General features: G+C 63.6%; 8 protein-coding genes and 1 pseudogene. 1 reads left to right on the top strand and 8 read right to left on the bottom strand.

Annotation, left to right across the window (positions count from 1 at the left end; all coding sequences use genetic code 11):
* Positions 1 to 537: 537 nt before the first annotated feature.
* From OKW39_RS12325 to hemE, 4 genes are all read right to left on the bottom strand, one after another.
* Entirely contained in the window at positions 538 to 816 is a 279-nt protein-coding gene (locus OKW39_RS12325) for a hypothetical protein (RefSeq protein ID WP_429562774.1), read from the bottom strand.
* Between the two features lie 4 nt (positions 817 to 820).
* Positions 821 to 2,251: a YeiH family protein gene (locus tag OKW39_RS12320; protein ID WP_429562773.1), complete on the bottom strand. Its 1,431-nt coding sequence runs from the start codon at positions 2,249 to 2,251 to the stop codon at positions 821 to 823.
* A 169-nt stretch (positions 2,252 to 2,420) separates the two neighbouring features.
* Positions 2,421 to 4,658, bottom strand: coding sequence for a primosomal protein N' (locus OKW39_RS12315; protein ID WP_429562772.1), 2,238 nt, complete (start codon positions 4,656 to 4,658; stop codon positions 2,421 to 2,423).
* 474 nt (positions 4,659 to 5,132) lie between these two features.
* Positions 5,133 to 6,233 (bottom strand): uroporphyrinogen decarboxylase, encoded by a 1,101-nt coding sequence (hemE, locus tag OKW39_RS12310; protein WP_429562771.1) that lies wholly within the window; start codon positions 6,231 to 6,233, stop codon positions 5,133 to 5,135.
* A gap of 295 nt (positions 6,234 to 6,528) precedes the next feature.
* Here hemE and OKW39_RS12305 point away from each other — a divergent pair, with 295 nt between their 5' ends.
* Complete coding sequence (locus OKW39_RS12305; RefSeq protein WP_184051712.1) at positions 6,529 to 7,320, top strand: transporter substrate-binding domain-containing protein; 792 nt, start codon at positions 6,529 to 6,531, stop codon at positions 7,318 to 7,320.
* An 815-nt stretch (positions 7,321 to 8,135) separates the two neighbouring features.
* Here OKW39_RS12305 and OKW39_RS12300 read toward each other — a convergent pair.
* The 4 genes and pseudogenes from OKW39_RS12300 to atpD all read right to left on the bottom strand — a co-directional run bounded on the left by OKW39_RS12300 (position 8,136) and on the right by atpD (position 12,078).
* The gene (locus OKW39_RS12300; RefSeq protein WP_429563489.1) at positions 8,136 to 8,468 is read right to left on the bottom strand and encodes an AMP-binding enzyme; all 333 of its coding nucleotides are present in this window, start codon (positions 8,466 to 8,468) and stop codon (positions 8,136 to 8,138) included.
* 171 nt (positions 8,469 to 8,639) lie between these two features.
* Positions 8,640 to 9,865 (bottom strand): annotated as a pseudogene (locus OKW39_RS12295) (AMP-binding protein); the annotation flags it as partial.
* A 234-nt stretch (positions 9,866 to 10,099) separates the two neighbouring features.
* Positions 10,100 to 10,525: a F0F1 ATP synthase subunit epsilon gene (locus tag OKW39_RS12290; RefSeq protein WP_090802403.1), complete on the bottom strand. Its 426-nt coding sequence runs from the start codon at positions 10,523 to 10,525 to the stop codon at positions 10,100 to 10,102.
* A gap of 158 nt (positions 10,526 to 10,683) precedes the next feature.
* Complete coding sequence (gene atpD / locus OKW39_RS12285) at positions 10,684 to 12,078, bottom strand: F0F1 ATP synthase subunit beta (RefSeq protein WP_090802401.1); 1,395 nt, start codon at positions 12,076 to 12,078, stop codon at positions 10,684 to 10,686.
* Between the last annotated feature and the right edge of the window lie 44 nt (positions 12,079 to 12,122).

Raw genomic sequence — 12,122 nt, 5'->3', positions numbered from 1 at the left:
CGCCTCCAAATAAAAAGGTGCAACCAAATCGGCAGGTTGGTTGCACCCCGTCGGAAGCCTTATGGAACCTAGGTTTCCGGGCGGTGACCGACAGTCGAACCGGGGTGTTTTCGATCGGTACTTTCCCTGGCGTGATTCTTTTTGAAATAAGCCTTATCAAACGACTTCGCGCGCCGATATACAGAAGCACGAAGACGGACGGCCCGAAACGTCGGTTTCAGGGCACGCAGAAAAGATAAACGGGGTTCTCGAGGGTTGGTGTAATGGAAAAGTGGCTGGTAATACTGGGCATCTGGGCGCTGTGCGCGGCCTGTGCGGTGTTTTTCATTCGAGGCGCGACAAGGGGCTCGAATCGGCGCGAAGAGGAGCGCAAGCGTGCGAGCGCGGCCTCGCGTGGATCGGCGGGCGATACGCGAAACGCGCTGAACGACTGAGATCGGGAGAGGCGCGCAACGGCTCATGAAGCCGGATGCGCGCGAATGTGGGGATTCGCGACTGGATTGGCGCGGGGATTTGCGCCTGAAGATCGCTGTTGGATCAGCGCGGCCCGAGCGACGGCGCAACCGGCTCGAACCGCGCACAGACATCGCCGGGCGATACCAACTGGTCATGCAGACCACACAGTCGGCTATCGGCGACGCTCGCGCCGAACCCTGAACCGAACACGGCAAGCCCTGGGATACGCTGCTCGAGCGCATCCCGTTCGCTCACGCGATGCCGGCATGCGGCGCAGCAGGGCGCGTCCGCCGCGCAGTTGCGCTCTACAGCGCCTACGTGTGGCGCAGCGCCGGCGCCACGATCCATCGGAATCTTCACGGCGTTATCCGAGGCTGTTCCAGTACGACGCGAACACGTGTGCGGACAGCGCGTAACCGATCGCGATATTGACCACCACGCCCGCCGTGAACGCGAGGAACGGCTTCAGACCGGTCGCGGCAAGCGAGCGCAAGCGCGTCGTCAGACCGATGCTCAGGAAGCAGAAGGTGAACGCCCACGTGCGCAGCACCGTGATCGGCGCGACGAACTCCGGCGTGACGACCTTACGGTAATCGGCGAGTGAATAATGGCTCGCGATCCACGTGACCAACGCCGACGCGATCACGAAGCCGATCACGAACTTGGGGAAACGCGCCCAGATCTCACCGGCATTCGCGCGCGCGGCGACGCCGCTCCCCTGCGCTTCCCAGCGCGTCGTCGCGACGATTGCGAGCACGAACGCCCAGATGCCGATCCAGATGTCGCGGCCGACCACCTTCATCAGCGTGAAGGCCTGCAACGACGCTTCCGGCGCGCCGGCGATCGCGCCGCCTGCGTGGCGCGCGAAATCGCCGTAGGCCTGGGCGGCGGCGATGCCCGCGGCGTCGGCGAATTCGGAGGTGCCGATCCAGGCGCCGGCGACGGCCGTCGGCAGTCCGAGCGAGCGCGACGCGAACGGCAGCACGAAGATCATCACGATCGCCCACAGCACGACCAGCGTGATCGCGACCGACGCCTGCTCGCGTTTCGCCCGTACCGCGCCGGCAATCGCGATCGCTGCCGACACGCCGCACACCGCGCCGCCGACACCGAGCACGGCGGCAAAGCGTCGATCGAGTCCGAATGCTCGCGCAACGAGAAAGATCACGAAGAACGTCATCAATGACACGATGCTCGCCTGGACGACCGCGACCGGACCGGCCCACACGAGCAGCGTGAACGGCAGCGTCGCGCCGAGCAGCACGATACCGACCTTGATGTAAAACTCGACGCGCAGCCCGGCCGCGAGCCACTCCGGCAGCGTGAACAGGTTCGACACGAGCAGCCCGAGCGCGAGCGCGACGAGCGGCGGCTCGAGGTTGTACCTGGACGCGTCGACCCATGCGCCGAGCGTCAGAATCAGCGCGGAAGCGACGAACACCACGACGAACGCGGCGAGAAACGCGCCGACGCGCTGCCGGAGCAGGGCGACGCTCGCGCCGAACAGCACCGCGAATGTCGCGAATAGCGCGAAGTAGTTGGGTAGATGCTTGCCGATGTCCTGCGCGGCCTGCGCGACGCTCGACCATTTGGCCGGCGCGACCGCGAGCCACTTGATGCTGCTGCCCGACGCGAACAGCGCCCACGCGATCACGATCACGAGCAGGCCGACGCCCGCGGCGAGCCAGTCTTCGGTCAGCGAAAAGCCGCTGCCTCGTGCGGTTTGCGCGTCTTGTGTACCTTGCCGCTGAGCCGGCGCGGCGCCCTCCGGCGCGGTGTGATGGGTGTCGCTCATTGCAGATGCCCCGCGAAAGTTGGGTGGCATCGGCGCGAAGTTATTGTCGTTTAGCCCCAAAATGCGCCGATTTGGCGACTATAGGCGAGCGGGATCGCAAAGCGAAACGATCATTCGCTCTATGGATATGACTCAAAGAAGTATGGCGGGCGTCATCTGGCCCGTGGCGTCAGATGTCGAGCGGATCGACTTCGAGGTTCCAGCGCAGCACGCCCTTGAGCACGCGCAACAGTGGCTGCCACGCGCGCAGCGTAGCCTGCAGCGCCGCGCGCGATGCGCTTTCGATCAGCAACTGCGCGCGATGCACGTGCATCACCTTGACGATCGTGAGCGGCACTGCGTCGTAGACGGTGACGCGCTCGGCGGCAGGAATCCGCGCAAGTTCGGCGGCGGCCTGCTGCAGAAACGCGAGCGCCGCTTCGAGCGTGCGGCCTTCGGCGCGCAACAGCGCCTGGTAGACGAACGGCGGCAGGTGCGCGTCGCGTCGCTCGGCGAGCGTCGCATTGGCGAAGCCGACGTAGTCATGACGGCACAGCGCGTGATACAGCGCGTGTCGCGGATAGCGCGTCTGCACCAGCACTTCGCCCGGCAGACCGGCGCGGCCCGCGCGGCCGCTCACCTGCATCAGCTGCGCGAACAGGCGCTCGCTCGCGCGGAAATCATGCGAAAACAGCGCGGTATCGGCGTTCAGCACGCCAACCAGTGACACGCGCTGGAAATCGTGTCCCTTCGCGATCATCTGCGTGCCGACCAGAATATCGACCTCGCCCGCGTGCACGTCCGAGAACAACGCCTGCGCGCTGCCCTTGCGGCGCGTGCTGTCGGCGTCGATACGCAGCACACGGGCGCCCGGCACCGCGCTTGCAAGCGTTTCCTCGACGCGCTGCGTGCCGCGCCCGAGCGGTGCGATATCGACGTTGCCGCACTCCGGGCACGAACGCGGGATACGAGACTCCCAGCCGCAGTGATGGCAGCGCAGCGCGCGCTCGGGCTTGTGCAGCACGACGTAGGCGCTGCAGCGCGGACAACCGGCCACCCAGCCGCACGCGTCGCAGGCGAGTTGCGGCGCGTAGCCACGGCGGTTGAGGAACACGAGGCTCTGCTCGCCGCGTTCGAGCCGCGCCTTCATCGCGGCGATCAACGGGCCCGACAAACCTTCGATCGATGCCCGCCCGCGCCGGCGCTCGTCTTCGAGATCGATGAGACGCACGCTCGGCAGTGCGGCCTCGGCGACGGCGCGGCGCGACAGCGTGAGCCGCTCGTAGCGGCCCTGATCTGCCTGCCACCAGCTCTCGAGCGACGGCGTTGCCGAGCCAAGCACGACCGGCACGCCGAGTTGCTTCGCCCGATAGATCGCGAGATCGCGCGCCGAATAGCGCAAGCCTTCCTGCTGCTTGTAGGCCGGATCGTGCTCCTCGTCGACGACGATGATCGCCAGCCGCGGCAGCGACGCGAGCACCGCGAGCCGCGTGCCGAGCACGATGCGCGCGCGGCCGGTGTGCGCGGCGAACCAGTTGCGGGCGCGCTCGCCTTCGGCGAGGCCGCTATGCAGCGTGACGATCGCGCTGGCGTCGAGCGCGGCGAAGCGGGCGCGGAACGCCGCCTCGAACTGCGGCGTCAGGTTGATTTCCGGTACCAGCACGAGCGCTTGCGCATCGGGCTTGCCGGCCAGAATCGCGGCGAGCGCGCGCAGATACACCTCGGTCTTGCCGCTGCCCGTCACCCCGTGCAGCAGGAACGGCGCGAAGCCGTGGGCGTCGCGGATCGCTTCGACGGCACTCGCCTGTTCGTCGGTGAGGGTTGGCAGGGCAGGCGCGGGCATATTCGGCAGCGACGCGGCGGCGGGCACCGTGGCGGCGTCGATCACATCGAGCGTGACCCAGCCTGCCGTCTGCCATGTGTCGAGTGTCGCCAGCGCCTTCGGATGCAGCGCGCGGGCGTCGGCAGCGAGGAGGAAGTCGGCTTGAGCGAGCGCTTGAGCGAGCGCTCGGAGCGCGGTCGCGCGGGCCGGCAAGGCGTCAGGCAATACCGTGCGGCCCTCGGCCGTCAACCGATAGCGCTCTTCCGGCGCGAACAGCCGCGACCAGCGCGACGCGTCGCGCAGCGCCTGCGGCAGCCCCGGCAGCGCCACTTCGCCGAGACCGCGCTGATAGTAGTCCGCGGCGAATGCGGCGAGCGCGAGCCAATGTGCCGACACCGGCGGACACGCCGTGCAGACCTGATCCACATCACGCAGGCGCTCGGCCGGCACGTCGCTGTGAGCGGTCACTTCGCAAACGAGCCCCACCACGTGCCGCTTGCCAAACGGAACGCTGACGAGCGTGCCTACGACAGCCGCCCCGGAGATGTCGCAGCGGTAGTCGAACAGGGTCGGCAGCGGATGGTCGAGCGCGACGCGGACGAACATTTCGTTCACTCGGCGTGGCGCTGAGGATGAGCCGGCAGGAGGCCAACTCGCGGCGCGGGGTGGGTCGCATGGGACGCGAAGCCGTAGAAGTTAAAGTAAAACCTTAATTTCACCGCTAAGTTTTGGATTCGACTGAACAATTGCGCTCGGCTCGCGGCCCTGTGGATAACTTTGTTGAGAACTTCGCTTCGACGGGCCGCAAACGGCGCCGCGACGGCCTTGTGTGGGATTCCGCACATTTCATCACGCGCCCCGCAAACCCTTGCCCGGCAAGGCTCAGATCAAATGCGCCGAGTATGTGCAAGGGTCGGGGCACGATTAAAGTCTCTGCCGCGCCGCAGCGTGCGAAGTGTGCATAAGTCAGCTCTTGACTTTCGTAAGACCACCATCTGGCGGCGGATTCGCGGAGCCGCGGTCCTTAGGGCGAGAGCCCAATTCGCTGCGGTGCAACAAGAAACGGTAATGATTACACACTCACGCGGGCGTAGGTGCGCCACTACGAATAACGCGGCTGTGACGATGCACTTCGTCGACCAGTTCAGCAACATGCTCTGGCGGCGTGAACTGTGAAATGCCGTGACCCAGATTGAAAACGTGGCCGGGATGGTTGCCGAAACTGTTGAGCACCGCGCGCGCTTCCATGCGGATCGCGGCAGGCGGCGCAAACAGCACAGACGGATCGATGTTGCCCTGAAGCGCCACCTTGCCACCGACACGTTCGCGCGCCGTGCCGAGGTTCACTGTCCAGTCGAGGCCCACCGCGTCGACGCCGCTCGCGGCGATGTCGTCGAGCCATAAGCCGCCCCCCTTCGTGAACGCGATTACGGGCACTTTTTCGCCGTCGTGTTCGCGCTTCAGCTGGCTGACCACCTGCTCGATGTAGCGCAGCGAAAAGCGCTGATAGATGCCATCGGCGAGCGCTCCGCCCCATGTGTCGAAAATCATCACCGCTTGCGCGCCGGCTTCGATCTGCGCGTTCAGATATGCCGCGACCGAGCGCGCGTTGACCTCGAGAATCCGCTGCAGCAGATCGGGACGCGCGTACAGCATCGATTTGACGGTGCGAAAGTCCGCCGAGCCGCTTCCTTCCACCATGTAGCACGCGAGCGTCCACGGGCTGCCTGAGAAGCCGATCAGAGGTACGCGCTGGCGGCCTTGCGCGTCCTTCAGCGCCGAGCGGATTTCACGCACGGCGTCGGTCACGTAGCGCAGTGTCGCGTCGATGTCGGGCACCGCCAGGCGCGCGACGTCGTCTTCGGTGCGCACCGGACGGGCAAATCTCGGCCCTTCGCCGTCGACGAACTCGAGACCGAGGCCCATCGCGTCGGGCACGGTCAGGATGTCGGAGAACAGGATCGCGGCGTCGAGCGGATAGCGATCGAGGGGCTGCAAGGTGACTTCCGTCGCGAAAGCCGGGTTCTTCGCGAGACCGAGGAAACTGCCCGCGCGGCCGCGCGTGGCGTTGTATTCCGGCAGATAGCGGCCAGCCTGCCGCATCAGCCAGATCGGCGTGTAGTCGGTGGGCTGGCGCAGCAGCGCGCGCAGAAAAGTGTCGTTCAGGAGTTGATGGGCCACGTTGCGTGCGACTGAAGAGCTGAGGGCAAAGGAGCATTTTACCGGAGGCGGCTCCGGACATCGCGCGTCGCGGGGTAATGAATGTGGCGACGACGCGTCGTGGGAAGCGGGCGGGAAGCAGCTCGGACGCACCTCGATCAGCTACCGCCCGCCACTGCCCGCACGGGCCCAGGGTCGATGTCTTCCGCTGCCCGGGTCGCCCTGGCTGAACGGCCGATGTTCAAGCCCGCGCTGCCAAGCTACTATCCAACAGCTTTACCAATGAATTGCACACTACACACCACCAGGATACTCGATGAAGAAGGCAGCACTCGCAATGCTCGGCGCGCTCGCCGGCGTCCTGATGCACGTCGGCGTAGCCAGCGCGCAAAACGCCGCGCCCGCGCCCTCCAGGCTCGACGACATCATCAGCCGCGGCACGCTGCGCGCTTGCACTACCGGCGACTACAAGCCGTATTCGTTCTACAGGGGCGATGGCCAGTTCGAGGGCATCGATATCGACATGGCTGAATCGCTCGCGAAGTCGCTCGGCGTGAAGGTCGAGTTCGTCAAGACGTCGTGGTCGAACCTGATGAACGACTTCGTCGCAAAGTGCGACATCGGCATTGGCGGTGTGTCGCCGACGCTCGAGCGCCAGAAGCATGCGTTCTTCACACAGGCTTACATGATCGACGGCAAAACGCCGATCGTCCGTTGCGACGACGTCAACAAATATCAGACGGTCGCGCAGATCGATCAACCGTCCACACGAGTGATCGTCAATCCGGGGGGCACCAACGAGAAGTTCGCGAAGCAATACTTCACGCACGCAAACGTGACCGTTTATCCGGACAACGTAACGATCTTCAAGCAGATCCTCGCGGGCAAGGCGGACGTGATGGTGACGGATGCGTCGGAAACGCTGCTGCAGCAGAAACTCAATCCCGGCCTCTGCTCGGTGCATCCGGACAAGCCGTTCCAGTACGGCGAGAAGGCCTGGTTGCTGCCGCGCGGGGATGTCGCGTTCCAGCAATACGTCGATCAGTGGCTGCATCTCGCTCGAGCGACCGGCGAGTATCAGGCTATCTCGGACAAGTGGTTGAAGTAAGCCGACCGTGTCCGTTGGAGGCCGTCAGCTGCTGACTGATTGGGAGGGCGCCCTGCGCGCGCCTGGAGATTTGGGTGCCGGCAATGATGTAACGAAGGGCGACGTCGTCGGGTCGTATAACTGTCCGGGTCAGGTCCAAGGTGCAGCGATGCGCCCCTTTCCAATACGCGGCACAAGCGGACTCGCTTTGCTGCATTGCATCACAGGTTTTTCATCGAATTGCGATGTATTTCGGGGCAGGGTCACAGCGCTGGTTCCGCAGGAAATTCGTCGCTCGAACGCTGCAGACGCAACCATTTCATGCTGATGAGTGACCCAATTTCTGCTGCACCAGACGTCATGAATGGCATCAATCATGCGTATTAAATTGCGGCGTAGTCATCGGTAATAACTACGTTTTAAAGGTTTCATTTTGGCAATAAATCCCGCAGCGCCTTATCTGGCGGGCGTTACAACCTGAAACACTTTGTTACCGCGTTCATAGGGTAATTCGCCCACAATGCCCTCAACGGTTTCAACACGGATGTGGCTGTGTGCGTGGTGTGAGCGGATACGATGCACTTGCCGGTCGGCGCTTGCCGAAGCCCTGTAAAGGGGCATCCCTGCTGGGGCCGTCATCGACGCAGGGGCGTCGTAATAACCGTCCCATCTTTGGTCTCCTCGCGCTAACCCCGTAGCGTGTGGTTTTTAGCGGGCTCCAGGCCCGCTTTTTTTTCGCCTGCTCAAACGTTTGCGCGCGACGAATCCTCGCCGCGCAACTCCTGTTCTACCGTACCTATTTGGCATATTTGGCTGCGCAGCGTGCTGCGGCGGCGTCACGCCGTCTTGTCCTCTCTGAGTTTCAACTCGCCGATCATCCGTTCGCGCATCACGAATTTTTGCACCTTGCCGGTCACGGTCATCGGCAGTTCTTCGACGAAGCGGATATATCGCGGCACCTTGTAATGCGCAATCTGTCCCTGGCAGAACTGCTGGATTTCTTCTGCCGTCGCCTGTTCGCCGGTCCGCAGCACGATCCACGCGCATACTTCTTCGCCATACCTGGTATCGGGCACGCCGAACACCTGCACGCTCTGGATCTTCGGGTGACGGAACAGAAACTCCTCGATCTCGCGCGGATAGATGTTTTCACCGCCGCGAATCAGCATGTCCTTCAGCCGGCCTACGATGTTGCAATAGCCTTCGGCGTCGAGCGTCGCCAGGTCGCCCGTGTGCATCCAGCCGTCGACGATACTCTCGTGCGTCTTCGCTTCGTCCCCCCAGTAACCGAGCATCACCGAGTAGCCGCGCGTGCATAGCTCGCCCGTTTCGCCGACCGGCACGATATTGCCGAGCGGATCGACGATTTTCACTTCGAGATGCGGCTGGATGCGCCCGACTGTCGTCGTACGCTTGTCGAGCGGATCGGTCGTCGAGCTCTGGAACGAGACTGGGCTGGTTTCCGTCATGCCGTAGGCGATCGTGATCTCGCTCAGGTGCATCTTCGACACGACCTTCTTCATCGTCTCGATCGGACACGGCGAGCCCGCCATCTGCCGGTGCGCAGCCGCGAGAAGTCGTACGAGGCGAAGCTCGGATGGTCGAGTTCTGCGATGAACATCGTCGGGACGCCGTGCAGCGCGGTGCATTTTTCCTCCGCGGTCGCGGTGAGTGTCGCGGCCGGATCGAAGCCCTCGCCCGGAAACACCATGTTCGCCCCGACCGACACGCACGCGAGCACCGCCAGCACCATCCCGAAGCAGTGGTACAGCGGCACTGGAATGCACAGGCCGTCCTGCTCGCTGAGCCGCATCGCCATCGCGATATAGCGCGCGTTGTTCACGACGTTGCGATGCGTCAGCGTCGCGCCCTTCGGATTGCCCGTCGTGCCGCTCGTGAACTGGATGTTGATCGGCTCCCGGCACGACAGCGTCGCGCCGATCGCATCGAGCCGAGTGGCGTCGAACGACGCACGGCCACGCTCGATCACGTCGGAAAAGCTCAGCATGCCTGGGGTCTCCGTGTCGCACATGCGGATCACGTAGCGCAGTTCCGGCAGCCGCGCGGCATGCAGTTCGCCCGGCGGCTGCGTCGCCAATTCGGGCGCGAGTTCCTGCAGCATCTCGAGGTACATCGACGTCTTGAAGCGCTCGGCGGTGATGATCGCCTTGCAACCGGCCTTGTTCAGCGCGTATTCGAGCTCCGCGAGCCGGTAGGCAGGATTGATGTTGACGAGGATCGCGCCGATACGCGCGGTCGCGAACTGCGTCAGCAGCCACTCGACGCGGTTCGGCGACCAGATGCCGACGCGATCGCCCTTCGCGATGCCGAGTGCAAGCAGCCCGGACGCAAGCACATCCACTTCCTGCGCGAATTCGCTCCACGTCCAGCGGATGCGCTGCTCCCGAAACACCACGGCCGGCCGGTCGGGAAAGCGCGCCGCGGTGTCGCGCAGAAGCTCGCCGACGGTCGCTTCGCTCAACGGATTTTCAGTCGACCCGCGCACATACGACAGTCCATCCGCGGGTTCGATGAGCGCACCTTCTCCCGAGCTATGCGTTGCCATGGTGTTGTCTCCGTGAGCGCAAGCGCGCTCGATTGAAATGAATTTGAAATCGATTGTGCACCGGCGCGTATCCTGCCGGCATCAAGTCTTACCCGCACCGCGTCGCATCGACCGCGGCGAGCGGCGACCGTCCGTTTCTCCAACCTCGTCGATTTTGCCGACCTTTACGTAAACGTCAACTAGCTATCAAAAAAAAGCAGCCGCGCAGGCTGCTTTCTTCTACTACGTGCTGCTTTAGTGCTGGCCGCGCAGCTTGCGCAGACGCTGGATTGCCGCGAGCTGCGCCGTCGCGTACGCGAGTTCCGCCTGTGCGGTCGCGTACTCGAGGTTCGAGCCCGTGTTCTGCAGCGCCTCTTCCGCACGCTTGCGTGCGTCTTCGGCCTTGGCTTCGTCGAGATCCTTGCCGCGGATCGCGGTGTCGGCGAGAACCGTCACTGCACCCGGTTGGACTTCGAGGATGCCGCCGGCGACGAACACAAACTCTTCTTCGCCGTTTTCAACTTCGATGCGCACCGCACCCGGACGGATCCGCGTGATGAGCGGCGTGTGGCCCGGCAGAATGCCGAGTTCACCCGCTTCGCCTGGCAGCGCGACGAACTTCGCCTGGCCCGAAAAGATTTGCTCTTCCGCGCTGACGACGTCTACTTTAATGGTTGCCATATGTGTCGACTCCTGTCGACGAGAGTTAGCGCTTGAGTGCTGACTCCCGTCCCATGCAAGGCGGGTTGAGCGTAATCAGAGACGCTGGCTTTGCGCAACACTACCGTTTTGGCAGCCGTGATGCGCGAGGTCGGCGCCCGCTTCGTTACACCCGACCTTTACTGGATCTTCTTGGCTTTTTCGAAGGCTTCGTCGATCGTGCCGACCATGTAGAACGCTTGCTCCGGCAGGTGGTCGCACTCGCCTTCGACGATCATCTTGAAGCCACGGATCGTTTCCTTCAGCGGCACGTACTTGCCCGGCGAACCCGTGAACACTTCAGCGACGTGGAACGGCTGCGACAGGAAACGCTGAATCTTACGAGCGCGCGCGACGGCGAGCTTGTCTTCCGGCGCGAGTTCGTCCATGCCCAGAATCGCGATAATGTCGCGCAGTTCCTTGTAGCGCTGCAGCGTTTGCTGCACGCCGCGCGTGATCGAGTAGTGCTCTTCGCCGATCACGTGCGGGTCGATCTGACGCGAGGTCGAATCGAGTGGGTCCACCGCGGGGTAGATACCGAGCGAAGCGATGTCACGCGACAGCACGACGGTTGCGTCGAGGTGGCCGAAGGTCGTAGCCGGCGACGGGTCGGTCAAGTCGTCTGCAGGGACGTACACGGCCTGCACCGACGTGATCGAGCCAGTCTTGGTCGACGTAATACGCTCTTGCAACTTACCCATTTCTTCAGCCAGCGTCGGCTGATAGCCCACTGCCGACGGCATACGGCCGAGCAGTGCCGACACTTCGGTACCGGCCAGCGTGAAACGGTAGATGTTGTCGACGAAGAACAGCACGTCGAGGCCTTCGTCACGGAAGTGCTCGGCCATCGTCAGGCCGGTCAGCGCGACGCGCAGACGGTTGCCCGGCGGCTCGTTCATCTGGCCGTACACCAGCGCGACCTTGTCGAGAACGTTCGAGTCCTTCATTTCATGATAGAAGTCGTTCCCTTCGCGGGTACGCTCGCCCACACCGGCGAACACGGAGTAACCGCCGTGTTCCTTCGCGATGTTGTTGATCAGTTCCATCATGTTCACGGTCTTGCCCACGCCGGCGCCACCGAACAGACCCACCTTACCGCCCTTCGCGAACGGGCAGATCAGGTCGATAACCTTGATGCCGGTTTCGAGCAGCTCGGTCGACGGCGACAGTTGGTCGAACGCCGGAGCCTTCTGGTGGATCGCACGCGTGGTTTCGCTCGAGATCGGGCCGGCTTCGTCGATCGGACGGCCAAGCACGTCCATGATACGGCCGAGGGTCGGCTTGCCGACCGGCACGCTGATCGGGTTGCCCGTGTTCTTCACGATCGTGCCGCGGCGCAGACCATCCGAAGCACCCAGACAGATGGTACGGACCACGCCGTCGCCCAGCTGCTGCTGGACTTCGAGCGTCAGTTCCGAACCTTCCAGAATGAGCGCGTCGTAGATCTTCGGCATGGTTTCACGCGGAAATTCCACGTCGATCACCGCGCCGATGCACTGTACGATCTTGCCTTCTACCAAAGCAGTAGTACTCATCGCTTTTCCTTTAGATACTCAATTCTTCACTCGCGCAAAGGCGC

The organism is Paraburkholderia sp. MM6662-R1 (assembly GCF_050436245.1).
In the GTDB taxonomy this organism is placed as follows: Bacteria; Pseudomonadota; Gammaproteobacteria; order Burkholderiales; family Burkholderiaceae; genus Paraburkholderia; species Paraburkholderia tuberum.
This window is presented reverse-complemented; position numbering and strand designations above follow the sequence as displayed.

What these genes read in the sequence shown, in the direction of transcription:
- OKW39_RS12290 (WP_090802403.1), bottom strand. Translation starts at nt 10,525, where the DNA reads ATGGCAACCATTAAAGTAGACGTCGTCAGCGCGGAAGAGCAAATCTTT.
- OKW39_RS12315 (WP_429562772.1), bottom strand. Translation starts at nt 4,658, where the DNA reads ATGTTCGTCCGCGTCGCGCTCGACCATCCGCTGCCGACCCTGTTCGAC.
- OKW39_RS12300 (WP_429563489.1), bottom strand. Translation starts at nt 8,468, where the DNA reads ATGCTGATTCGCGGCGGTGAAAACATCTATCCGCGCGAGATCGAGGAG.
- OKW39_RS12320 (WP_429562773.1), bottom strand. Translation starts at nt 2,251, where the DNA reads ATGAGCGACACCCATCACACCGCGCCGGAGGGCGCCGCGCCGGCTCAG.
- atpD (WP_090802401.1), bottom strand. Translation starts at nt 12,078, where the DNA reads ATGAGTACTACTGCTTTGGTAGAAGGCAAGATCGTACAGTGCATCGGC.
- OKW39_RS12305 (WP_184051712.1), top strand. Translation starts at nt 6,529, where the DNA reads ATGAAGAAGGCAGCACTCGCAATGCTCGGCGCGCTCGCCGGCGTCCTG.